The sequence below is a fragment of the Alcaligenes faecalis genome, assembly GCF_041521385.1.
In the GTDB taxonomy this organism is placed as follows: domain Bacteria; phylum Pseudomonadota; class Gammaproteobacteria; order Burkholderiales; family Burkholderiaceae_B; genus Alcaligenes; species Alcaligenes faecalis_E.
The window spans coordinates 188,547-212,895 of sequence record NZ_CP168006.1; the positions used below are offsets into that span (position 1 = coordinate 188,547).

24 protein-coding genes are annotated in these 24,349 nt (G+C 56.4%); 5 read left to right on the plus strand and 19 right to left on the minus strand.

The features are described from left to right. Window positions 1–30: 30 nt before the first annotated feature. The 17 genes from cpaB to metE form a co-directional block, all read right to left on the minus strand. Window positions 31–912 (minus strand): Flp pilus assembly protein CpaB, encoded by an 882-nt coding sequence (cpaB, locus tag ACDI13_RS00905; RefSeq protein ID WP_316988674.1) that lies wholly within the window; start codon window positions 910–912, stop codon window positions 31–33. Then, window positions 909–1,529, minus strand: a complete 621-nt coding sequence (locus ACDI13_RS00910; RefSeq protein WP_316988675.1) for a hypothetical protein — start codon at window positions 1,527–1,529, stop codon at window positions 909–911. Before ACDI13_RS00910 ends, cpaB begins: the two co-directional genes overlap by 4 nt. After that, window positions 1,526–2,128, minus strand: a complete 603-nt coding sequence (locus tag ACDI13_RS00915; protein WP_316988676.1) for a pilus assembly protein TadE — start codon at window positions 2,126–2,128, stop codon at window positions 1,526–1,528. The genes ACDI13_RS00910 and ACDI13_RS00915 overlap by 4 nt, the downstream gene beginning before the upstream one ends. Further along, entirely contained in the window at window positions 2,125–3,387 is a 1,263-nt protein-coding gene (locus ACDI13_RS00920) for a hypothetical protein (RefSeq protein WP_316988677.1), read from the minus strand. The genes ACDI13_RS00915 and ACDI13_RS00920 overlap by 4 nt, the downstream gene beginning before the upstream one ends. Next, a complete protein-coding gene (locus ACDI13_RS00925; RefSeq protein ID WP_009462197.1) occupies window positions 3,384–3,641 on the minus strand; it encodes a hypothetical protein in 258 nt (85 codons plus the stop codon). The genes ACDI13_RS00920 and ACDI13_RS00925 overlap by 4 nt, the downstream gene beginning before the upstream one ends. Window positions 3,642–3,899: 258 nt before the next feature. Then, on the minus strand, window positions 3,900–4,595 hold the full coding sequence (locus tag ACDI13_RS00930; RefSeq protein WP_316988678.1) for a fumarylacetoacetate hydrolase family protein: 696 nt from the start codon (window positions 4,593–4,595) through the stop codon (window positions 3,900–3,902). Next, window positions 4,592–5,128: an inorganic diphosphatase gene (gene ppa, locus ACDI13_RS00935; protein ID WP_316988679.1), complete on the minus strand. Its 537-nt coding sequence runs from the start codon at window positions 5,126–5,128 to the stop codon at window positions 4,592–4,594. Before ppa ends, ACDI13_RS00930 begins: the two co-directional genes overlap by 4 nt. Window positions 5,129–5,156: 28 nt before the next feature. Further along, window positions 5,157–6,662 (minus strand): heme biosynthesis HemY N-terminal domain-containing protein, encoded by a 1,506-nt coding sequence (locus ACDI13_RS00940; RefSeq protein WP_316988680.1) that lies wholly within the window; start codon window positions 6,660–6,662, stop codon window positions 5,157–5,159. Window positions 6,663–6,665: 3 nt separating this feature from the next. After that, window positions 6,666–8,024, minus strand: coding sequence for a uroporphyrinogen-III C-methyltransferase (locus tag ACDI13_RS00945; RefSeq protein WP_316988681.1), 1,359 nt, complete (start codon window positions 8,022–8,024; stop codon window positions 6,666–6,668). 24 nt (window positions 8,025–8,048) lie between these two features. Continuing rightward, a complete protein-coding gene (locus ACDI13_RS00950; protein WP_316988682.1) occupies window positions 8,049–8,849 on the minus strand; it encodes a uroporphyrinogen-III synthase in 801 nt (266 codons plus the stop codon). 6 nt (window positions 8,850–8,855) lie between these two features. Next, a complete protein-coding gene (gene hemC, locus ACDI13_RS00955; protein WP_316988683.1) occupies window positions 8,856–9,818 on the minus strand; it encodes a hydroxymethylbilane synthase in 963 nt (320 codons plus the stop codon). Further along, window positions 9,815–9,940 carry a hypothetical protein gene (locus ACDI13_RS00960; protein ID WP_003799533.1) on the minus strand — a complete coding sequence of 42 codons (126 nt, stop codon included), beginning with the start codon at window positions 9,938–9,940 and terminating at the stop codon, window positions 9,815–9,817. The genes hemC and ACDI13_RS00960 overlap by 4 nt, the downstream gene beginning before the upstream one ends. Window positions 9,941–9,944: 4 nt before the next feature. Then, window positions 9,945–10,649 carry a TerC family protein gene (locus tag ACDI13_RS00965; protein ID WP_316988684.1) on the minus strand — a complete coding sequence of 235 codons (705 nt, stop codon included), beginning with the start codon at window positions 10,647–10,649 and terminating at the stop codon, window positions 9,945–9,947. A gap of 303 nt (window positions 10,650–10,952) precedes the next feature. Beyond that, window positions 10,953–11,834: a succinate--CoA ligase subunit alpha gene (gene sucD, locus ACDI13_RS00970; protein WP_094196959.1), complete on the minus strand. Its 882-nt coding sequence runs from the start codon at window positions 11,832–11,834 to the stop codon at window positions 10,953–10,955. A gap of 21 nt (window positions 11,835–11,855) precedes the next feature. After that, entirely contained in the window at window positions 11,856–13,016 is a 1,161-nt protein-coding gene (sucC, locus tag ACDI13_RS00975) for an ADP-forming succinate--CoA ligase subunit beta (protein WP_042481113.1), read from the minus strand. A gap of 84 nt (window positions 13,017–13,100) precedes the next feature. Continuing rightward, a complete protein-coding gene (locus tag ACDI13_RS00980; protein WP_316988685.1) occupies window positions 13,101–13,679 on the minus strand; it encodes a DUF2889 domain-containing protein in 579 nt (192 codons plus the stop codon). Between the two features lie 272 nt (window positions 13,680–13,951). Continuing rightward, window positions 13,952–16,246 carry a 5-methyltetrahydropteroyltriglutamate--homocysteine S-methyltransferase gene (gene metE, locus ACDI13_RS00985; RefSeq protein WP_316988686.1) on the minus strand — a complete coding sequence of 765 codons (2,295 nt, stop codon included), beginning with the start codon at window positions 16,244–16,246 and terminating at the stop codon, window positions 13,952–13,954. 117 nt (window positions 16,247–16,363) lie between these two features. Here metE and ACDI13_RS00990 point away from each other — a divergent pair, with 117 nt between their 5' ends. Next, a complete protein-coding gene (locus tag ACDI13_RS00990; RefSeq protein ID WP_372372606.1) occupies window positions 16,364–17,284 on the plus strand; it encodes a LysR substrate-binding domain-containing protein in 921 nt (306 codons plus the stop codon). Between the two features lie 199 nt (window positions 17,285–17,483). Here ACDI13_RS00990 and recX read toward each other — a convergent pair whose 3' ends face one another. Both recX and recA read right to left on the minus strand, forming a co-directional pair. Next, window positions 17,484–17,903 carry a recombination regulator RecX gene (gene recX / locus ACDI13_RS00995; RefSeq protein WP_316990782.1) on the minus strand — a complete coding sequence of 140 codons (420 nt, stop codon included), beginning with the start codon at window positions 17,901–17,903 and terminating at the stop codon, window positions 17,484–17,486. 212 nt (window positions 17,904–18,115) lie between these two features. Next, window positions 18,116–19,198, minus strand: coding sequence for a recombinase RecA (gene recA / locus ACDI13_RS01000; protein ID WP_316990783.1), 1,083 nt, complete (start codon window positions 19,196–19,198; stop codon window positions 18,116–18,118). A gap of 207 nt (window positions 19,199–19,405) precedes the next feature. Between recA and ACDI13_RS01005 the strand changes: the two genes are divergently transcribed. The 4 genes from ACDI13_RS01005 (at window position 19,406) to ACDI13_RS01020 (ending at window position 24,307) form a co-directional block, all read left to right on the plus strand. Then, the gene (locus ACDI13_RS01005; protein WP_316990784.1) at window positions 19,406–20,095 is read left to right on the plus strand and encodes a response regulator transcription factor; all 690 of its coding nucleotides are present in this window, start codon (window positions 19,406–19,408) and stop codon (window positions 20,093–20,095) included. A gap of 10 nt (window positions 20,096–20,105) precedes the next feature. Next, complete coding sequence (locus tag ACDI13_RS01010; RefSeq protein ID WP_316990785.1) at window positions 20,106–21,563, plus strand: ATP-binding protein; 1,458 nt, start codon at window positions 20,106–20,108, stop codon at window positions 21,561–21,563. A 4-nt stretch (window positions 21,564–21,567) separates the two neighbouring features. Next, window positions 21,568–23,241: an MFS transporter gene (locus tag ACDI13_RS01015; protein ID WP_316990786.1), complete on the plus strand. Its 1,674-nt coding sequence runs from the start codon at window positions 21,568–21,570 to the stop codon at window positions 23,239–23,241. A 169-nt stretch (window positions 23,242–23,410) separates the two neighbouring features. Further along, complete coding sequence (locus ACDI13_RS01020) at window positions 23,411–24,307, plus strand: recombination-associated protein RdgC (RefSeq protein WP_372372608.1); 897 nt, start codon at window positions 23,411–23,413, stop codon at window positions 24,305–24,307. Window positions 24,308–24,349: the final 42 nt, after the last annotated feature.

Consider the following 24,349-nt stretch of genomic DNA (forward strand, 5'->3'; position numbering starts at 1 on the left):
CCGCCCGCCTACACCAATAGCGATTTTTGCTCATGGCTGCTGCCCCACAGAAAAGCCGTCCGGCATATCCAGCCAACCCAGGCGCTCCACTTCTGCCTGGCCAAGTTGCTCAGCCGGTCTGTTGCCGTACAAAACCTGTACAGGTTGTTTGGGCGCGACACCCGAGCCGAGCCCCAGAATATCCGCCAGCTCCCCACGCACCGCCGCCTGATGAGGTGTATGGTCATCCGGATTACGCAGCAAGGCACTGATGCGTCCATGCTGTCTGGCCGCCAGTAACTTCAAGGCATCGTCCGGGCCTACATCCAAGGTCAAGGTGTTATAGGCATCCTTATCCAAACGAGCAGTGGCCGAAGCTTCCCCCGACTTTTGCCCTGTCGCCAGGACCAGGACAGACTGCAACAACGGCGCCGTTACCCGTCGCTGCCTGTCATCAAAGCTGACATAGATATCGATCAGATCTCCAGGGCGAATCAAGCCCGACACCGAACTGATCGCATCCACCGGCACAGTCAGGGCACGCCTGCCTGACAGCAGTTGCTGTGAAAACGGGCTGCTGACCTCCTGCACATGCGCCTTGCTGATCAAATCCCCTGCCCGCAAAGGCTGGCTCAACACTTGTCCTAATAAGTTCTCAAACTGCGACACATCCCAACTGTCACTAGGCACCAGTTCCGCCGGAAAAGCGCGAGCGGCTAAATGCTCTGCTTGCAGCACCGTTCCCGCTGCCAGACTGGACGCAGCCACCACCCTATCCAACTGCACACGATGCGCCGCCTGCCGCAGAGCTTCTTCCTGCCGGTCCAGATAACGGCTGCTAGTCCCGGCAGCCATCAAACCAGCCAACAAGGCCAAGAGGCCAAACCCTGCGCTGGGATGGCGACATAGCCACAAGAATTTTGCCCGAATCATGAAGCCTCCTTTTCACAGGCACGACAGATCAAGAGCAGGTAACGCTGCTGCTCATGCTCCAGTTCCATCACATCCAGCTCGGACGGACCTTTGCGCCAATAACGCTCGCCCGCCTCCGCTCCCCAATCCTTGCGACGCAAATCCGCTTGCCATCCAGGCTCGGCTATCAACAGCCAGCTTTGCACTGGCCCTGGCTGTTCGTGCTGCCACAAGACAGCACCGGCAATGGGTGCCACAGACCTAAGAGCTGAGGGAAAAACAGCCTGACTTTGCTCGGAAACGCTTAACAAACCCGACAGGACGGGAGCCTGTATATCCTCCAGCCGCAAGACGCAATTCTTACCGTCTTTGGCACGCAGGAATACCCACTGGCCTTCCGTTCTGATCGCGCCATAATGGGCACCACAGAATGGCTCCAAACGAGAGGCCAACGTCTGCGCATCCAGCTCTGTGCTCAGACCCCAGCTATACACAGGTCCGATATCAGTCTGTGTCGTTTGTATGCGACCCCACTGAACTTGGGAATCCTGCAAAGGCGGGCGCAAGGGTTGCGTTTTGGCCGGCACAGGGCTGAGCATCAACAGAAACAGCAAGAGCAAGGCAAGTAGCTGTCTCATGACCGCTCCTTGGATCCATGATCCGGCACATAATCCTGCCACCGACTCAACCAATCCAAATCAGCTGGCGTCCGTCCCCAGGCCGCGTCCATAGGCCCTGCATGTCGTATCGTTTCTCTGGCAGCGGGTCTGCTCGATCCCACTGCCTCACCCCAAGCAGTCGTACTGTTTTCCAAACGCTGACGAGTCTGCTGTGTACTGGCCGCCTGCCCCGCAGCCGCCCACAAGTGAGATTGGCGCTGCAATTGCGTTTTGGTACTCAACTCCTCCAGCCAACGCGGCCACGGAATGGAAACGCGCGACTGTGCCGTCCAAAATCCGCTACGCAGACTCAGAAGCTCCCATTGCAAAGACTGGGTTGCCGGTATCGAGGACTCCAAAAAACGGGTGGGCACTGTTTCTTGTACAACACTGCTCACAGCAGAAATCGGCTTACCATGAGCATCGTGCATGAACAGGCTCACATGCGTGCTTTGCTGCATTTGCTGTAAGCGATACTGCTGCTGCATCAGCCAGCGCCCCGCCATGACCATCAAGCCCAGCACCACGCCCAGCAAACAGGCCTCGACCAGTGCCATCCCTTTTTGTCGCTTGCTCATGATCGGCGGCCCCCTGCGTCCATCAACCGTGCCTGCCAGAAAGGCAGAAACAGGCTGGGTTCCACATCGCCCCCAGAATCCTCGCTATTCGGTGGCAAGGAGAAAAACGATTGGGCCGCCGCCCGCGTATGAACGATCTGACCCAAATGGCCTTGGGCCTGCAAGGTCAGCACCAGATCAGGGCCGGCGCTCTGCTCGGGATCTGACAAGACATACCCATCTACCCACGGCCTTTGACTCCAGGGTCTGGCGTCTCGTCGCGCCCAGGATTGCGCCACTGTATTACCTTGAGCAGATAGCAAAGAGCCATTGCCCTGCTCCAACGCCCACTTCCAGAAGCTCTGTCCTGAAAAATCATCCGGCGCATCAATCCCCGACCTATGGGCTGGCGTTTGCAGGCCCCATGCCATGGCATATTCACGGAAGTAACAACCTATCCAACGGTTGGAACGCACCATATGCATGGACTGCGTATCGTTGGAATGCCAGCGGCCCGAGCTATCGAACTCAGTACGACCAGCGCGACGCAAACGGTGCCGCCACAAGGGACAACGCCGATCCACACCGGGGTAAGAGCGAGCCTCATAATCCCGTGGGGCCAGAAACCCGTACAAGGACACCAAATGCGCCAAGCCCGACTGCCACTGCGCTTGCCCAGATTGCAGCGACAGGAACTGCGGCCAACTGTCCTGCTCAAACTGCCAGCGAATTGCCTGAGTGGGCCAATCCGGCAAACTGCCGTCCAGGGTCGCCTGAATAATGGCTTGCCGTCGTTGCGGCAAGCCCTTTGCCAATTGCTGCTGGGCCTGAGCCAGCACCTCATAGACCAAACGCTGATGGGCCTGGAAAGCCTGTTCCAAGGCCTGTTGATTGTCTCCAGCAGAGCGCGCCTGGGTATAGGCCAGTCCATGTGCGGAACCAAACATCATGGCCACCAAGTGAGCAGGTGGATTCGCCCGACGCGCTTGCCCGGACTGGGTTTGTGCTGCTCTATCCCACGTTGCCAAGGTCAATAAATGGCCCAAGGCCAGTTGATGCCCCAACTGCGCCCGATTGATATACGCCAGCAAATTCAAGGTACGTGCCTGCTCGGTGGCGGCACCATAAGCAGCCGCATCCAGCACCAAGGACAAGCGCCCTTGTTGCTCGGCAATCTGGTTCACATGAAAGTAGCCGCCCCAGGCAATGGACAGGAGCGCCAGCGCGATCAGGCCCCAGGCCAGTGTCGCCCCCTCTTGTGGATGGTCGGGCTGCCTCATTGTGCATTGCCCGTAAAGGATTTCAGACTCTTGGCACTGCCTTGAGCGGCCGCAGCAGACGCGGCCGATTGCGCTTGTTGAGTCTGCTCGGAACCATCCTCGCCCGCCAGTTCCTTGGCCATAGCCGCGGTCTGGTTGCGAATCACCTGACCGAAGGACTGGTAAACAGCAATGGCCGCCACCGCGACCAAAGCCACAATAATCAAATACTCGACCATGCCCTGGCCGCGCTGCCGTCTGATGAACTGTCTCATTGGAATCTCCCAAAAGTCAGTTCACAGTCTGCCCCTTGGCAGCGGGCCTGAATATTCGCAAAAACCGAGCTAGATGGGCTTGTCCAGCTTTAAGAGCTACCTGCTCCTTACGTCCCGAAAAGCATGGTTATTGTGGATAGTGGCTGTGCCAAGTCAAGCGAACTTGCCCACGGCACTGTACTTCCAACAAAAATGCCAGTCAGTGTTCACTGACTGGCATTGCGCCTGAAGGCGATTTTTTCTTCAAGCCAATACGGCTTAGACCAAACGCACGTCTATGCTGCCAAGACCGTCAATCGCCCCGTGCATCACATCCCCACGTTCCACCGAGCTCACACCGGCTGGCGTTCCCGTGAAAATGAGGTCGCCTGGTGCCAGCTCGAACAGACCCGACAGATACGCAATAGATTCAGCCACATTCCAGATCAGCTGATTCAAATCGCCGGTCTGGCGGCGCTCGCCGTTGACGTCCAGGGTGATGGCACCTTGGGACAGCTCACCAATACGACTGCGTGGCACCAGAGGGCCGGTCGGTGCGGAATGGTCAAAGGCTTTACCCACCTCCCAGGGACGACCAGCTTTTTTGGCTTGCGTCTGCAAATCCCGGCGGGTCATGTCCAGACCCACCGCGTATCCCCACACACATTCAGCAGCCTGCTCCACAGTCAGATCACGTCCGCCCTTGGACAAGGCCACGACGAGCTCAATCTCGTGGTGCAAATCCTGAGTACGCGAAGGATACGGCATGTCGCAAACTTGACCGGGCAGCACATTCAAAATGGAATCTGCCGGCTTGCAGAAGAAGAAAGGATCTTCGCGGCCGGTAAAACCCATTTCCTGTGCGTGCTCAACGTAATTGCGGCCGACGCAATAAATGCGGCGTACAGGAAAAACCTGCTCACTGTCCTGTACGTTCAGGGCTGCAACGGCGGGTGCGGGGATAACGGTACTCATTTTGCCTGGTCGTCAGCAAAACGCTTGGCACCGTCTACCAGTTCTTTCTTGGCCGCTTCGATGCCTTCCCATCCCTTCACTTTCACCCATTTGCCTTTTTCGATATCTTTGTAGTGCTCAAAAAAGTGCTTGATGCGCTCCAGCTCTTCCGGCTGCAGATCTTCAGGCGACTTCACGTTGCGGTACAGGGGGTACAGCTTGTCGGTAGGCACCGCCAGCAATTTGGCATCACCACCTGCCTCGTCGTCCATATGCAGCACGCCAATAGGACGGCAAGGAATGACGGCACCGATCTGGATTGGGAAAGGAGCAATCACCAGCACGTCAACTGGGTCACCATCGTCGGAGATGGTTTGAGGCACGTAACCGTAGTTGCAAGGGTAGTGCATCGCGGTCAGCATAAAGCGGTCCACAAAAACCACGCCGTTCTCGTCAACTTCGTATTTGACGGGATCCGAATTCATGGGAATTTCGATGACTACGTTGATCTCGTCGGGCAGGTTTTTACCAGCAGGTATTTGGGCGAGGCTCATTCTTGCAAACCTTTAAAAATAAAAGAAATTAATCGTTGGAGCGTCGAGGACGGTCCGAAGTTTGAGACAGATCGACCCCGGGGATGGGAGCCGTATCAAAGTAATCATCCAGATCCGAAGAGGAGCTCACGCTGTCTTGCGACGGCGAAACAGCAGCAGGCACAGGCTCGGCCACGACAGGCAAGGGACGACCTTGATCAGGCAGGTCCTCGGCCACGACACTGGCGGCATAGGTGTAATGTGGCAGATCATCGTCATTTTGCGATGGCAGACTATCTGCATCTGTATGACTGGGGTCATGACGCGTATCCGCCGCTGGCAAGGCCGTGCTGACCGCCAGAATCGGCAAAGTACCAGCCATGGACGCCGCCTTGCGCCAGTAGGAAACAGCTTCGTCGTGTCGACCCAGACTATCGTACAGATTGCCCAGCAAAGCGTGATTGCGCAAATCGCCCTGGATTTTCAGGCTGCGAAGCAGGTAGTGCTCACCCTGCCCCCACAATTGGCTCGTCAGGCAAAGATGGCCCAAGGTGGACAGCAAAACCGGATTGTTGGGCTGGCTACGCAGCCACTCTTCCGCCTTGGCTAAACGACGGCCCACATATTCAGGCGGGCACTGAGCATAAGCTTCAAGCAAACGGCTATCGAAACTGGCCGTAATGGCAGGTTCCAGAATACGGCCAGCGTCTTCGTAATTACCCTCATGCTCTTGAATCAAGGCAGCTTCCAGTGCCACGCCGGGCAAGACTTTTTCTTCGGATTTCAGATCCGACCACAAAGCCTTGAACTGCTCAACACCACCCACGCGCAAACGAACAGCAGCAGCAAATTCAATGTGATTCAACGCCTCTTGACGCTCGATGCCACTGCGACGCACCAGCAAACGGGTCAGTTCGTAAACTCGTTCGGCATTGCCTTGCTGACGATAGGCGCGCAACAATAAACGAGTGGCATGCAGATGGCGCGAACTGGCGTCCTGCAAACCCTGCAATAGCTCGATGGCCTCTTCTGTACGATTCTGATCCAGGTACAACTCGGCCGAGGCCACGGCACTGGCTTCTTTCAAGCGCGCATCGTCGCCAGCGGCGGCACGCGCAGCAGCCAATGCTTCATCACGTTGCGCAATCTGACCTTGATAATGCGCGGCACGAGCCGCTGCCAGACCAGCCACGACTTTGCTGGTCTGCGAGCGGGTTTTGCTCATCAGCTTCATCATGTCTTTTTCAGCTTGCTCGTAGCGACCTTCCAGAATGCTGATCCAGCCGGTTTCCAACAAGGCTTGATCTCGGCGTTGAGCACGCCGACCACGCCACAGGCGAAAACGCTCCGGGCCACCACCAAACCAGGCCAGCAGACGCAACAGCACATACAAGAGGATGAATAGACCCAGCGTACACAGAACCACGTAGGTCAAGGAGGCACGTGCCAAATAATGCGGCGTCACCAAGTAAACATTACCGGCGTGCTCACGCAAGACCAAGGCCAAGGCGACCGCAGCGATAAATAAGATAAGAGTCCAAAACCAAGTACGCATACCTTACCCCTGCGCCTGCGCGGGCTGTGCCGTCTCGGTTTGAACGGTAGCACCAGACTCGGCCTGCTCGGCAGCAGGAGCAACGGACTCCTCCTGGCTGGCAGGTTCTGTGGATTGAGGAAGATCGGACGGGACTTGACCAGTGTCGCCCGGCTCGGTCGTGGTCTCGTCGGTGTTGCTCCGACCGTGGCTGGCCTGGGCTTGACGCAGGCTTTCAATGGCTGCCAAGGTGTTGTTCACAGTGGGCAAACGTGCACCAATCCGGGTGTCTTGCAATTGACGGGTCAGACGCAAGGCTTGTTGCACTTGATTCGACTGGGTGTCAAAACGTTTTTCCAGGGCGGTCGCCACCGCATTGAGCTCAGTCTGCCAGACAGCAGACTGGTTCATCATCATGGCCAATTGTGCGGCCATAATGCGTAGACGCAGGTTTTCACGTAGACGGGCGGCCTGATCGGGCGACATCAGCAAGGCGGCGGCATCATCTACCCGCCGGATGGAGACAAACTGACCCAGATCGTGGGTAACAGAATTCCAGGCGCTGCTCCCCCACTGTTCCAACGTATTCCAACTGCGCTCCCACCACGGGGCGTCGGCAGGCACATCAGCCGGTGCAGCCGCCTCGGACGCCAAGTCCAGAGCCTCGGCACTCGCACCACCAGCAACGTCATCGGGCACCAGCAAAGGGGCCTCCGAGACATAACGCGACAAGGTGTCCAACTGGCGCGACAAAGAAGCCACATCCACTGTGGCCGCCGCACGCAAACGCTCCAGATCACCATTCAGTGTCTGTTGCAAGGACGCCAGACCCACACGATTGGCACGCGCCAACTGCGCCTGGGCAGCCTCCAGAGAAACAATAGCATTGGCTACATTGCCACCCAGCATCAGTTGTTGCTGCGCTATCGTGGTCAGGTGATCAATATCGTTCAACAACACCAGTTCCGAACCACTGTCCGTCATGGTCTGGAAGGCTTGGCTCAGATCATGAAACTGCTCGGTGGAATCGTTAAAGGATTTTTCCAGCAGGGCAAGCTTGTCGGATTGCCGCTGTGCCAATGCCAAGGCCTGTTGGGCGGTTTGACGCGCCTGCTCTGTGGTGTTGATATTGGTTGCCAACTGGGCTTGCAGCTCAGCCTTGTGTTTTTCCAGCAATGAATTCTGGTACCACAAGCCGGCAGCGGCCAGCACCACCACAACCGCCGTCATGACATAAGCCGGACCCGCACTACCTTTACGCTTTTGCGGCGCAGTGATGCTGTCTTTGGGTTCGGAGTACGGACGAGAAGCCGTTGTACTGGCTGGGCTGGAAATCGGAGTCTCCGGTTCGCTTGCGGATGCGTTCTCTGTTTTATCGTTCATGGCAAGATTGTAATCCGTGTGAGGCTAATCGCGCGAGAGCACCGCCATCAAGGCAGCGACAATGTCATCATCGTCTGGCGTACACCTTTTTACCATTGGTGGCGTTGCGATTCCAGCCCGCAACAATAAGGACTGTAAATGTTCTTCAATACGCGGATGAATGACGACATAGGCGCATTGCGCCCAAACGTCCTGTAAACCCAGTCTTTGCACATTGGCAAAAACAGCATCGGCACTTTGGGAACTGCTGAGTAATACGGCCAAAGGCCCGGCCTGCAAACTGTCACGAATTTGACGGCCTTGCTCCGGACTCCACTGCGCGGCATTGCGCTGATAGATCGCCAGTCGCTGAACATCTACGCCATGACTTTCCAGACGCTGCCCCAACCATTCACGGCCATTATGGCCGCGCACAATCAATACCCGCTGCAACTGCCCGAGCCGCGGCTCCAGCACCGTCCACAAGGCTTCGGAGTCCTGCAGGGAATCCGAGCCTTCCGGGTGCAGCACCTTATCCTGGGCCACACCTACCTGCGCACGCAAGCAAGCGGCCGTTGCCAAACCCACAGCCGCCAGAAAAACGCTGGCAGGCCACGTCTGGCCGCGTTCCTGCAAGGCAGAGAAATAGAAATTAACCGCGCTGCTGCTGACAAAGAGCACAAGATCAAAATGCTCAGGGGCCTGCCACTGAGCCTCTGACAACGGCTGAGCTTCCAGGCTCAAGGCAGGCAGGACCAAGGAAGAAAAACCCTGCGCAGCCAAAGCAGCCGACAGGGTTTCGTTCCGTCCCGCTGGGCGGGTCAGTAATGCCGTGGGCAGATTCATGCCGCTTTATTCACCTTCTGGCGGCTGTTCCGTCAGCAAGCGATCCAAGATAGCCTGGGCTCCTTGCTGCTTCAAATCCTCTGCCAGAGACAGGCCCAGGGCTTCTGCCTGCTGTGCCGGACCACTGATCTGAGCACGGTAAACCGTAGACCCATCTGGCTCGGCGACCAGACCGCTCAAGTTGAGTTGCTCGCCATCCAAAGTGGCATAGGCGGCCAAGGGCACTTGGCAAGAACCACCCAAGGAGCGGGATACGGCACGTTCAGCCAGCGCGCAGACATGGCTGGTATCGTGAGCCAAGGGCACCAGCCATTGCGCCACATCCTTGCGGGTCTTCAAGATCTCAATCCCCAAAGCACCCTGCCCGGCGGCAGGCAAGCTGTCTTCAATCGAGATGTAATCGCGGATACGCTCGGCCAGTTCCAGGCGGCACAAACCGGCCGACGCCAGAATAATGGCGTCGTAATCGCCCCGATCCAGCTTGGACAAACGAGTCTGTACATTGCCGCGCAGCGGACGAATGTCCAGATGCGGATAGCGTTCACGAATCTGGGACTCACGGCGCAAGCTGGAGGTGCCTACGATGGCACCCGCAGGTAGAGCCGCCAGATTGGGATACGTGTTGGACACAAATGCGTCGCGCGGATCGTCCCGTTCCATGATGATGGGCAGATCAAAGGACTCGGGCAACACCACCGGCACGTCTTTCAGGGAGTGCACGGCCAGATGGGCTCGGCCATCGAGCAAGGCGGTTTCCAGCTCTTTGACAAACAGGCCCTTGCCACCCACTTTGGACAGCGTACGATCCAGAATCTGATCACCACGGGTGGTCATCTCCAGCAAGGACACCTTGCACTGTGGGTATAACTGCTGCAGACGGTCGCGAACATGCTTGGCTTGCCACAAGGCCAGTTGGCTGGCACGAGTGGCAATCACCAATTCCTGAGGAGTAGAAGCCACAGCGGTCATGCAGCGAAGTAACGTACGATAGCGGCAGCAACAATACCGATAATGGCCAGGATCCCTAAGCCTTGCAGCAGGGACAAACCGCTTTCCTGACCTTTGGCGTCGGAGGATTTAAAAATTGCCATAGAACTAAGCTTCCTTGGTAGAACCTTTACGGTGCGCCAGCCACTTGCCCAGCACCACCACGAATAAGGCACAAACAATCTCGACCCCGAGTTTAACAGGCTGGGGCTGCACACCAAATTGATTTTCCACAATCTTGTCCGTGACCAGCATGCCACCTGCAATCCAGCCCAGCAAGGCACCACCCAGGGTGACAACAATAGGGAAACGGTCGATCAGTCTCAGAACCAGGGTGCTACCCCAGACAATAATGGGGACACTTAACAATAAACCAAAGATCACGTAGCCCAATTGGTGGTCCAGGTGCGCATTCTGCGCGGCACCCGCAATGGCAATCACGTTATCCAGGCTCATCACGAAGTCCGCGATGATAATGGTTTTGACAGCCGCCCAGATCGTTCCGCCCCCTTGGATATTGCCGTGTGCATCATCGTCGGGCATCAGCAGCTTGATGCCGATCCACATAAGCAAAAGGCCGCCCACCACTTTCAGGAATGGCAGATCCAATAAGGTCAGAGCAAAGAAAATCAGAACCACACGCAGGATAATTGCGCCTGCGGTCCCCCACAAAATGCCTTGCATGCGCTGCTGCTTGGGCAAGTTACGACAGGCAAGTGCAATGACGACAGCATTGTCGCCACCGAGCAAAATATCAATCAGTACAATTTGAAACAGTGAACCCCAATGCAGGGTTTGGAGAAATTCAATCATTTCGTTCCCGTGTCGCTCAACATGAGCTCTCTTCCTGGCCGCTGGACAACTATTCTTTTTTTGTCGCCGGGCCGTCCCAAGACAACCATGCCCCTGAAAGCAGCAAACTAGTCCTAGCCTGCGCACGATGAGGGCTTCTTTTTCTTACTTGATTCGTTTCAGCATGATCAGGCTGGCCAGATTCGGGAAGGAGTGCGCCGGGTTGTGGTGTTTTTCTTGACGAAACCGGCTGGCCAATCTTGCCTGGCTGCTCTAGGCAGCCAGACAAAGAGCCCGCTCACAAGCGGGCCCTGGTACGACTATTTACAGCACTGCTTTGAGCAGCTTGCCCATTTCAGATGGGTTGCGAGTGGTACGAATACCGCAAGCTTCCATCACTTCCAGCTTGGCGTCGGCCGTGTCGGCACCACCGGAGATCAGGGCACCGGCGTGACCCATGCGTTTTCCGGGAGGCGCTGTCACACCAGCGATAAAGCCAACAACGGGCTTGGTCATATTGTCTTTAGCCCACAAAGCCGCATTGACTTCGTCTGGACCGCCGATCTCGCCAATCATGATAACGGCATCGGTATCAGGATCGTCGTTGAACATCTTGAGCACGTCGATGTGCTTCAGACCGTTGATTGGGTCGCCACCGATACCGACAGCCGAGGATTGACCCAGGCCCAGTTCGGTTACTTGAGCAACGGCTTCGTATGTCAGCGTACCGGAGCGGCTGACCACACCGATGCGGCCCTTACGATGAATGTGGCCGGGCATGATACCGATCTTCAGCTCGTCAGGAGTGATCAGACCGGGGCAGTTCGGGCCCAACAGCAAGGTTTTGCGGTTTTCAGCGCGCATGCGGTTGCGAACTTCCAGCATGTCACGGACAGGGATGCCTTCGGTAATGCAGATAACCAGATCCAGGTCAGCTTCAACCGCTTCCCAGATGGCAGCCGCAGCACCTGCGGGTGGAACGTAGATAACCGACACGGTTGCGCCAGTTTCAGCTTTGGCGTCGGACACGGAGGCGTAAATAGGTACACCTTCGAAATCCTCACCAGCACGCTTGGGGTTCACGCCAGCCACAAAGGCTTCCATGCCGTTACCGTATTCACGGCACATGCGGGTATGGAACTGGCCGGTCTTACCGGTGATCCCTTGCGTGATGACTTTAGTGTCTTTATTGATCAGAATCGACATTTGCTAATCCTCAACCTTTTCTTACTTGGCGGCAGCGACAACAGCAGTCGCCGCTTCGGCCATGGTGTCAGCACTGATGATGGGCAGACCGGAATCGGCCAGCATTTTCTTGCCCAGCTCTTCGTTGGTACCCTTCATGCGTACCACCAGAGGCACGTTCAGGTTGACGGCCTTGCAAGCAGCGATCACGCCTTCAGCGATCACGTCGCAGCGCATGATGCCGCCGAAGATGTTAACCAGAATGGCTTTGACGCCCTTGTTGGCCAACATGATCTTGAAGGCTTCAGTCACTTTTTCGGCCGTAGCGCCACCGCCCACGTCCAGGAAGTTGGCAGGCTCACCGCCAAACAGCTTGATGGTGTCCATGGTTGCCATGGCCAGACCAGCACCGTTCACCAGGCAGCCGATGTTGCCGTCCAGTTGAATGTAGGCCAGATCGTATTTGCTGGCTTCAACTTCAGCAGGATCTTCTTCAGCCAGGTCACGGAAAGCCACGATATCGGGGTGACGGAACAAAGCGTTGCCATCAAAGTTGAACTTGGCGTCCAAAGCGATGATGTCGCCCGAGCCGGTCAGGATCAGAGGGTTGATCTCGGCCAGTTCAGCGTCGGTTTCGGTGTAGCACTTGTACAGCTTCTGGAATTCCGCAACGGCTTTCTCGATGGAAGCGTCAGGAACGCCAATACCGCGAGCCAGCTTGGTGGCTTGCTCGTTGGTCAGGCCCAGGGCTGGGTCCACGAATTCTTTCAGAATGGCATCAGGGTCACGCTCGGCCACTTCTTCAATTTCCATGCCGCCTTCGCTGGAAGCCATCACGGCCACGCGCTGGGTCGCACGGTCGGTCACGATACCGACGTAGTATTCCTTCTTGATGTCCGCGCCTTCCTCGATCAGCAAGCGACCCACTTTCTGGCCTTCAGGACCAGTTTGGTGAGTGATCAGCTGCATGCCCAGGATTTCCGAGGCCAGTTGACGCACTTCGTCCATCGAGCGAGCCAGCTTGACGCCACCGCCCTTGCCACGGCCACCGGCGTGAATCTGGGCTTTGACAACCCACACAGAGCCACCCAGCTCCTGCGCAGCTGCAACCGCTTCATCGACGGAGAAGGCAGGAATTCCGCGTGGCACGGCAACGCCAAACTGCTTAAGCAGTGCTTTGCCCTGATATTCGTGAATTTTCATGTGATACCTGTCAGTCTAAAAACACAATAAAAAAAGAAGGCAGGAACCCAAGGCCTGAGCCCGAGACCTGACTAAAACAAAAAACTAATCCATCCCGTCGGTGACTTTGGGTCGATACCAGACAGGATAAAACTCCTCAACCACGGGACCGCTCAAACGCAAGGCATGACAGCCATCCAGATGGAAAGGCTGCTTATCGGTGCGATAGATTTCTGATTCCCCACTGCTGCGACGTCGTCCGGCCATGGTCTGTACCGCGGTGGTTGGCAAAACCTGCGCCAACTCGCTCATGTGCGTACAGCCAGCCGAGCGCCCAAAACGCTCTTTAACGCCCTGACGAAACTGCTTGAGCAAATTCAGGCCTATCAATTTCCGGTAAGCATCCGAAATCGACGAACAATTGTCCTGGTAAGGGGCCGCATCGTAGACCGCCACCGCATCCACAATCTCAAAGCTGCTATCTATAGTGATACGCAGATGCATTAAATGCACGGGATCGCCTGCCTTATGGGTTTGACCGTTGCGTATGGGAAAGTCATAGGACTTCACATCCAACAGCGAGGCCTCCAGATCCCAGAGGCCATCTTCCCGTGCAAACGACTGTACCGTGATGGTACGTGTATGCATGGGTTCACGGGCGACGGACGGCGGGGGTAAAGGCATTGATATGGACGAGGCGGCAAGATTGAAACCGATCAAGTATAACGCACCTCGTATGTTCCGTATCAGCCACTTACATAATCAGCAAGCGCATCCAAAGCGGGCAAAACACAGGGTCTACGCGGCATCGATACTACGGTATACCAAATTTGCTTGAAAAAAACGACCGCCCGTCAGGTGGTCGTTTTCGTTCTGCCTGGAAAATCCAGCAACAAGGTGGGACACGCCCTGCCCTGACATTCCATTCAGGCGGTTTATTTCATGCCTGCACTAACTCAGACAGTCGCCCGCAATGCTTTGGCTGCATCCACCATAGCCAGCAAGGAAGCTTCGGTTTCAGCCCAGCCCCGTGTCTTCAAACCGCAGTCCGGATTTACCCACAAACGGTCGGCGGGCAGGCGCTTGGCGGCCTCTCCCATCAATCGCACCATCCAGTCCTTGTCGGGCACATTGGGAGAGTGAATATCGTAGACCCCAGGACCAATCTGATTGGGATACTCAAAGCTCTTGAAGGCATCCAGCAAGAGCATATTGGAACGCGAGGTTTCGATCGTGATTACATCGGCGTCCATATCCGCGATGGACTGCATGATGTCGTTGAACTCCGAATAACACATATGCGTGTGGATCTGCGTTTCATCCGACACGGCGCTGGTGGACAGGCGAAAACAATCCACCGCCCAATCCAGATACGCCTGCCAGTCGCCTTGACGTAGCGGCAAGCCTTCGCGAAAGGCCGGTTCATCCAGTTGAATGACACGAATCCCTGCCTGCTCCAGATCGGAGACCTCGTCCCGCAGCGCCAAGGCCAACTGACGGCAGGTATCCACACGCGGCTGGTCGTCACGAACAAAAGACCATTGCAGCATCGTCACTGGGCCGGTCAGCATGCCTTTGACGGGTCGTTCGGTCAAGGACTGGGCATAGGAAGACCAGGCGACGCTCATGGGTGCCAAACGCAACACATCACCAAAGATAATCGGCGGCTTCACACAACGTGAACCGTAGCTTTGCACCCAGCCATTTTGTGTAAAGGCAAAACCGCCCAGCAGCTCACCAAAATACTCCACCATATCGTTGCGTTCGGCCTCACCATGTACCAGAACATCCAGTCCAACGCGTTCCTGAAAACGGATGACCTGCTCGATTTCAGCTTGCATGGCTTTTTCATAAGCCGCATCACTGAGAGCACCGCCACGCCAATTGCGCCGGGCGGTACGAATGTCCGTGGTCTGGGGGAACGAGCCAATCGTGGTGGTGGGAAAAGCAGGCAAATTCAGCTTGTTGCGCTGGGCCTGAATACGCTGGGCAAATGGTGTACGTTGACGCTTGAGCTGGTCAATGTTGGCCATCTGAGCTTGTACGGCAGGATTGCGTGTGCGCTTGGACTCACGGCGCGCTTTCAACGCAGCTTGTTGCGCTTGAACCGCCTGCTGCCCCGCCTCATCCAGGGTGCCATCCAGCAATCCTTGCAAGAGCTTCAATTCGTCCAATTTCTGCACGGCAAAAGACAGCCAGCTCTTTAACTCCGCATCCAGGCCGGTTTCACTGTGCACATCCACGGGCACATGCAGGAGCGAGCAGGATGGCGCAATCCACAATCGCTCGCCCAACGCTGCTTTCAAGGGCTCCAGGGTGTGAAGTGTTTTTTCCAGATCGGTACGCCAAATATCACGCCCCGAGATGACACCGGCAGACAGCACCTGGTCCTGCCCCAATACCGCTTGCACCGCCTGTAAAGCAGCCGGTGCGCGCACAGCGTCCACATGCACGCCCGCAATGGGCAAGTCTTCCAATATCACGACGTTTTCGTGCAAATCATCAAAATAGGTCGCCAGCAGCAGCTTCAAGCCAGATTGATTCAGAGCTTGATAGGCACGACGGAAGGCGTCTTGCCACGCTTGAGGCAAATCCAGAACCAGAATAGGCTCATCAATCTGCACCCACTCCACACCCTGGGTTTTGAAGCGGGCCAGCACTTGTTCATAAACGGGCAACAAGGCATCCAGCAAAGCGAGCTTGCCCACATCAGCCAGCCCTTCATACGCGTCGCCCTTGCCCAGCCACAACCAGGTCAGCGGGCCGGGAATGACAGGCTTGACCTTGTGTCCCAAAGCCTGGGCTTCATCAACCTGCTCAAACAAGCATTCACGGGCAATCCGGAAGCTTTGGCCGGGCGTGAACTCAGGGACGATGTAGTGGTAATTCGTATCGAACCACTTGGTCATTTCACAAGCGGCAGCCGGCCTACCGCTAGGCGCACGGCCACGCGCCATGCGAAACAAGGTATCCAAAGATACGGGCGCATTGTCGGCCTGGCCGAACCGGGCGGGAACGGCCCCCAGCAAGGTGCTCCACTCCAAAATCTGGTCATACCAGGCAAAGTCACCCACAGGCACGGTGTCCAGGCCAGCCTTGCTTTGCAAATCCCAATGCCGGGCGCGTAGAGCTTTGCCTGTATCCAATAGATCTTGCTGGCTTAGCTGACCGGCCCAATAGGCTTCCAAAGCGCGCTTCAATTCGCGCTGCTCACCCATACGGGGGAAACCCAGATTATGAATAATAGTCATAGTAAGCCCATAAATTAGAAATAGGAGGCCCTTATCAGGCGCTGGGGAACCATTGTGCCTGTACAATTACTTGAAAAAAAATCAAATACACCATGCTAATTATGAGTTTTCCTCAATATGCTTGAAATTCGTCATCTAGAGACTCTGAGCGCCATTCGGGACAGTGGCAGCTTGCAGGAAGCCGCCGAGCGCCTGCATGTCACGCAGTCCGCCCTCTCCCACCAGCTACGCGATCTGGAAGTGCGGCTGCAAGTGCAATTGCTGAACCGGCGAACCCGCCCTGCCCGCCTGACCACGGCTGCCTTGCGCATTCTGGTTCTGGCCGATGACATCTTGCCGCGTGTGCGTGCTACCGAACGTGACCTGCAACGGCTTGCCGCCGGACGTACGGGGCGTCTGCATGTGGCGATTGATTGCCATTCCTGCTTTCAATGGTTGATGCCCGCGCTGGACGCATTCAGGCAGCAATGGCCTGATGTCACGCTGGACTTGAGTGCGGCGTTTTCTTTTGCACCCTTGCCCGCCTTGATGCGAGGGGATCTGGATGTGGTGATTACGTCGGACCCACAGGACAATCCCGCCGTCCACTACGAGCCCCTGTTTCGCTATGAGCTGGTGCTGGCTGTCTCCAACCAGCACCCCTTGTCGCAATACCGCTACGTCGAACCTTTCCAATTGACGGATCAGGTCCTCATCACCTACCCGGTGGAACGCAATCGCCTGGATATTTTCACGCAGTTCCTGACGCCTGCCGATGTAGAACCCGCCGCTATTCGGCAGGCCGAACTGACGCCCATGATCGTGCAACTGGTCGCCAGCCAACGCGGCGTGACGGCTTTGCCGAACTGGGCTTTGACGGAGTTTCTGAACCCGGCTTCCATTCGCACTTGCCGCTTGGGAGAACACGGCATCTGGCGCACGCTGTACGCCACCGTACGCAGTGAGGATTTACAGGCGGATTATGTGCAGGCCTTTTTGGCACAGGCACGCGAGACCTGCTTCAAAAGCCTGCAAGGAATTGTGGCTGCACAACCTTGATCTAGTTAACAAGAGCACGGTGAAACACCTGAGCTGCTATAGAAATGCGATGACTACGTCACCTGGACCTACACAGCCTTTTTGAAAGGGGAAGTATGTGTGGCCAAACGCCAACTTGAATGAACCTGCGTTTTCTCTTGGTGGCAGCGTATCGCCAAGAATCGCCGTCCAACGAAGCACTGCAGATGAAACAACAACGTCAAGCCGGATCGTCTTCCCAATCACCCAATATTTGCTGCAAGATACGGCCCGAAAAACCTCGACTGGCCATGAAACGATATTGTTTGGCGTAACTGCGGGGATCATCTGGCGGCGCACTGAACTTCTTGCCCCACACGTGTTTAGCCCGCTCCAGCTCGGTTGCCATTAATTCTTCTTTAATGATTTCGGTCTGTTCTACATCCACGCCATGCTGGCGCAGCTCTTGCACAATGACACGGGTGCCCACACGCGAGGCCCGGCGGTTCACCACACTATGCGCAAAACGCTCGTTGGACAGCCATTTCTGTTCGACCAAGGCGTCGAGCAAAGCTTCCACTTCTTCAGCACTTTCTGCATGAGGGGCCAATCGGCGACCCAATTCCAGGCGCGAGTATTCGCGTCGGGATAAAAAGTTCAAAGCTCTGGCTTTAAGAGACAGCCCCGGCCGTTTGGACGGGGCTTTCTTTTCCGCTGCCAGCGCATCCTCACCCGAGCTTTCTTCTACGTTTCTGCCCACCCGTGTGGGCCGGGCAGAAAGCGCGGCAATGCGTTCCCCTTGAGCTTGTTTGCGTTCCCGGATTTCCTCCGGGTCTGTCTCAAAGGGTTCGTCATCAAAGTCTGGGGGGAAAATCAGACTTCTCCCTCGGCCTGATCCGCCACCGGAGCCGTAGCCGAGCGATTGACCGCAGTGCTCATCAAGGCAACCCCCAGTTTTTCACGCACTTTATTTTCGATTTCACGGGCTAGTTCGGGGCGCTCTTTCAGGAATTCACGCACATTGTCCTTACCTTGGCCAATGCGGTTGCCATCGTAGCTGTACCAGGCACCCGCCTTGTCGACCACGCCGGTTTGTACGCCCAGATCGATAATCTCGCCTTCGCGGGAGATACCGCTACCGTACATGATGTCGAACTCGGTTTGCTTGAAGGGAGGCGCAACCTTGTTCTTGACCACTTTAACGCGGGTTTCGTTACCCACCATTTCATCGCCACGCTTGATGGAACCGATACGGCGGATGTCCAGACGCACAGAGGAGTAAAACTTCAGTGCGTTACCACCCGTCGTAGTTTCAGGGTTGCCAAACATGACGCCAATTTTCATACGAATCTGGTTAATGAAAATTACCGTGCAATTGGCGCGCTTGATAGTCGCTGTCAATTTACGCAGGGCCTGGCTCATCAGTCGGGCTTGCAGACCGGGTAGGGAATCGCCCATATCGCCTTCGATTTCAGCCTTGGGAGTCAAGGCGGCCACCGAGTCGATAACGATCAAATCCACCGACCCCGAACGTACCAGAGCCTCGGTAATTTCCAGAGCCTGTTCGCCGGTATCGGGCTGGGAAATCAACAGATCACCCAGATTGACACCCAGCTTTTGAGCGTACTGCACATCCAGCGCGTGCTCGGCGTCAATAAAGGCACACGTACCCTTGAGTTTTTGCATTTCTGCAATGACTTGCAGGGTCAGCGTTGTTTTACCCGAGGATTCCGGGCCGTAAATCTCGATAACACGACCGCGTGGCAGACCACCGACGCCCAAAGCAATATCCAGACCCAGCGAACCCGTCGAGACCACCTGGATGTCATGCTCGACGTTGTCGTCGCCATAACGCATGATCGAGCCCTTGCCAAACTGCTTTTCGATTTGCGACAGAGCGGCGGCCAGCGCCTTGGAACGTTCCGAGGCCACTGCTTTACTGTTTTTATCGTCCATGAAAAATCCTTGACTGTGGAATGGCGCCCCAACGGACGGGCACGGCAATTTAAAAATCAAACCTCATTATTGCATCAAATTATACTGTATATATAAACAGATATCCAAATATATTCGCCAAGCGCCATCGTTATCCCCTACTGACCGGTCTGTCGAGCTTATGCAACAATGCCGAACAGCCATTCAATCACTTGTTTGTGTAGGGTCATGCGCATACTCATAGCTGAAGACGACAGTATTCTCGCGGATGGACTTTCTCGTTCCTTACGCTACGAAGGCTATGCCGTCGATGTCGTGCATGATGGCGACAGTGCAGACTCCGCCTTGCAACTGCAAAGCTTCGACCTTCTGATCCTGGATCTGGACCTGCCCAGAAAGCCCGGCTTGTCGGTGCTGCAGTCCATACGCCAACGCCAGGACACCCTACCCGTTCTCATTCTGACCGCCAGCGACACCGTAGAACAGCGCGTACGCGGTCTGGACCTGGGCGCAGACGACTACATGTCCAAACCCTTTGCCCTGACCGAACTGGAGGCCCGTGTACGCGCCCTGACGCGTCGCAGCACCGGCACCAGCAGCGCCTTGCTGCATCACAAACGGCTGAGCTTCGACTTGAAAGGTCGCATGGCCTATATAGACAATCAGCCCTTGGAGCTGTCGGCACGCGAAACCAGCTTGCTGGAGATTTTCCTGTCGCGCAGCGGTCGCATGATCAGCAAGAACCAGTTTGTGGATTTACTCTGTGAGTGGGGTGAAGAGGTCACCCCAAACGCCATTGAGGTCTACATCCATCGCTTGCGCAAAAAACTGGAGCCGAGCGGGGTACGCATCCTGACCGTGCGGGGTCTGGGATACTGTCTGGAACCGGAGAAACTGCGAGAAGACGCTCCAGCTTAAGGGATCGTCCATGCAGCCAGCCACACCCCCCAAAAAAAGTACCGGCACGCGCCCAACAGGCAAGCGCGTGGCTCCGCGCCCGCTGATCCACAAGATCATGATCTGGATTTTCGGGCCTTTGTTTTTGTTGTGGACGGTGGGCATTGTCATTACCTACTTCATCGCCCAGCACATTGCCAACTCGCCCTACGATCGCACCTTGCGCGATCACCTGGACTTGTTGCGGGTAGAAATCAGCCGCCAGGACCTAAGCCAACCCATTCATTTGTCACATGGAGCGCAAACCATCTTGCGCCAGGAAAGCCCGACCCCCACATTGTGGCAAATCCGCGATGCCAATGGCTACCCACTGGCAGGGAATGCCAGTTTGCCGGTTCCTGATAGCTGGAGCTATGACACCGACTTGCTGCGCTACCGTGACGTCATCCTGAACGATCACAGTCTGCGGCTGGCCTATGTCTGGGGCGGTAAGGACAAAAACAACACGCCCTTTCTGGCGGTTGCCGCCGAAACCAATGAACATAGGGCCGTATTACACAGAGAAATTCTGATCGGGATGCTGACACCGCAATTCATTCTGGTGCCGCTGGCAGCCATGCTGGCGGGCCTGGGGCTGACACATGGCCTGGAGCCACTGAACCTGCTGCAAGCGCGCTTGCGCGCCCGGGCGCCCGGCGATTTGTCTCCCGTGGATCAGGAGCAAGCACCTGCCGAAATCGTGCCACTGATTGATGCCATGAATGAGCTACTGGCCCAACAGGCGCAGTTTTCAGCCACTCAACGCCAGTTTGTCGCCAATGCCGCCCATCAACTGAAAACGCCACTTGCCGGGATACGCACTCAGGCCGAGCTTGCCTTGCGCGAACGAGACCCAAAGCAGACCGAAGCCAGCCTGCAACAACTGGTACGCGGCACCGACCGCGCCACGCGTCTGGTCACCCAAATGCTGGCCTTGGCCCGCGCCGAGAGCAGCGACGCCCTGTATGCCCCCACGCAGCAAACCCTGGACCTCAATACACTCACTGAACTGCACGTAGGCCAGCGTGTCCCCGATGCCCTGAAGCTTGGGCTGGACCTGGGCCTGGAGAACCATACCCAAGCCCTCCTCTTGCAAGCCGATCCGATCCTGCTCGACGAGCTGATCAACAATCTGCTGGACAACGCCCTGATCTACACTCCAAGGGGCGGATGGATCACCATGCGTACCGGCCAGGCACAAGGCAACGTGTGGTTGGAAATTGAGGACAACGGCCCTGGCATTCCCGCTGAACATCAAGCACGGATTTTTGATCGTTTTTATCGCATCATAGGAAACCAAGCCGACGGCAGTGGCCTGGGGCTAGCCATTGTGCGGGAGATCGCCGAGATTCACGGTGCCTCCATCGACTTCATGCCACTGACTGGGGGCCAGGAAAGTGGCCTGCGCTTGCGAGTCAGTTTCCCACTGTCTTTGCCTTGGAGAGCCTGAGCACATGCCCCTGACAATCACCCGTGCCGCCGCTCCAAAAACCAAGAACAAACTGGACACCCAAGGCCGCAAAGTCATTTTCGCCTCCGCCCTGGGCACCATGTTTGAGTGGTACGACTTTTACCTCTACGGCTCCATGGCCGCCATTCTGGCACAACACTTCTTTTCCGCTGTCAACCCGACAGCCGGTTTCATCTTTGCCCTGCTGGCCTTTGCCGCCGGCTTTGCTGTACGCCCGTTTGGCGCCCTGCTCTTTGGCCGGATCGGTGACCGTGTGGGCCGCAAATACACCTTCCTGATCACCATCTTGCTAATGGGTCTGTCCACCTTTCTGGTGGGTGTGTTGCCGAGCTATGAGGCCATCGGTATTGCCGCCCCCATCATGCTGATCGTCCTGCGCCTGCTGCAAGGGCTGGCCATGGGTGGCGAATATGGCGGTGCCGCCACCTATGTGGCTGAATACGCGCCCCAGCACCGGCGCGGCTTTTACACCAGTTGGATTCAGACCACGGCATCCGTGGGTTTGCTGCTGTCCTTGCTGGTCATCATGGGAATACGCAGCCTGGTCGGTGAAGACGCCTTTGTTATTTGGGGCTGGCGCATTCCCTTTCTGATTTCCGTGCTGCTGCTGGCGATTTCCGTCTGGATACGGATGAACCTGAAAGAGTCCCCGGCCTTTCAGCACATCAAGGAAGAAGGCACACTCTCGACCTCGCCCATTACCGAGTCTTTTGGTCGTTGGGCAAATCTGCGCATTGCCTTGCTGGCCTTGTTCGGGCTGACCGCCGGCCAAGGTGTGGTTTGGTACACGGGGCAGTTTTACGCCTTGTTTTTCATCACCCATATGCTGGGCTTGCACGCCACCCTGGCGCAAACCTTGATGGTCATTGCTCTGTTGTTGGCCACCCCGCTGTTTATCTTTTTTGGCTGGCTCTCAGATCGAATCGGACGCAAGCCCATCATTCTGACGGGCTGCTTGCTGGCCGCCCTGACCTATTACCCAGCCTTCCAGGGCCTGGCCTATTTTGCCAATCCTGCTTTGGTCCAGGCGCAGCGCAACGCCCCCGTAACAGTCATTACCGACCCGGCCAGTTGTTCCTTTCAGTTCAATCCGGTAGGCAGCCATACCTTCACCAGTTCTTGCGATATTGTGAAGTCCTATATGGCCAGCCACGCGGTCAGCTACAACAACATTACGGGCTCACCCGGTCAGGTGGCCCAGGTACGTATTGGCGATCATGTGATTGACGGCTTTGAAGGCGGTGATCTGAGCCGAGCCGACTTTGCGCGCCACTCGCAAGAACTGAAAAATGAACTAACGCAGACCATGCGCCAGTACGGCTACCCGGACGGTGCCGATCCGGCCCAGGCCAACAAGGTCATGTTAGTGGTCTTGCTGACCTATCTGGTGGGTCTGGTCACGGCGGTTTACGGTCCTATCGCTGCCATGCTGGTGGAGATGTTCCCGATCCGCATTCGCTACACCTCCATGAGCCTGCCTTATCACATTGGCAACGGCTGGTTCGGGGGATTTTTACCCACCCTGTCCTTTGCCATGATTGCCATCACCGGCAATATATATGATGGTTTGTGGTATCCAATTTTGATCTGCCTGGTAACGGTTGCGATTGGCGTTCCCTTTGTGCGAGAAACCCGCCATAACGATATCAATCGTTAGCAAGCCCAGACATCCGCACGTCTTGTGCCTGTCATTTCCCGCCCCCTGTCAAGCAAATGCAAGGGTCCGTAAATGGCAGGGCGACACAGGAAGATCTGCGCGTACAATCGAACATTGCCCCGGGTTTTGTGCCCGCTCCCTTTTCTTCTGTTTATTTATCTTCGTCTCCATGTGGTTTAAGAATCTACGCATCTATCGCCTCTCCCCCGACTGGGTATGTTCCGCCCAAGAGCTGGAAGAAGCTCTGGCCAAACACAGCTTCACCCCTGGCTCCAGCCAGGAACCGCTCAGCCTGGGCTGGGTCAGCCCCCGTGAGAACAATGCCCTGGTGCATGAAGTCAATGGGCAGTACCTGATCGCCCTGCGCGCCGAAAAGAAACTGCTGCCCACCACCGTGATCAATCAGGTCGCTCGTGAAAAGGCTCGTGATATCGAAGAGCAGCAAGGCTACAAGCCCGGCCGCAAGCAAATGAAGGAAATCAAGGAACAAGTCATCGTGGACTTGATGCCGCGTGCCTTCGCCGTCTCGCGCGACACCCGTGTCTGGCTGGATACCCGCAATCACTGGCTGGTCATTGACGCCGCGGCCACCGCCAAGAGCGACGAAGTTCTGGGTCTGTTAGCCAAGAGTGTGGAACCCTTCCCCGTACAGCCGTTGTACACCGAGCAATCGCCCGGTGCGGCCATGACCTCCTGGCTGGTGGACGAAGAGCAACTGGCCAACTTTACTGTGGACCAGGACACTGAGCTGCGTTCCACCGGCGATAGCGGCGCTGCCGTGCGCTACGTGAAGCAAAGCGCCGACATTGACGAAGTGCGCAAGCACGTTGAAGCCGGCAAGCAATGCACCCGTTTGGCCATGACCTGGGCGGATCGCATCAGCTTTGTGCTGACCGATGCGCTGGACGTCAAACGTGTGGCCCCGCTGGACATCCTGACTGAAAAACAAGACGTGACGGCCGTCAACGATGACGAAATCTTTGATGCCGACATGACCTTGATGACCTCCGAGCTGGCCAAGATGATCAGTGATCTGGTCGAAGTACTGGGCGGCGAACGCCAGTAAAGCCCAGGCCAGGCCGGGCTCAAACCCGGCTAGGGCCGCCCC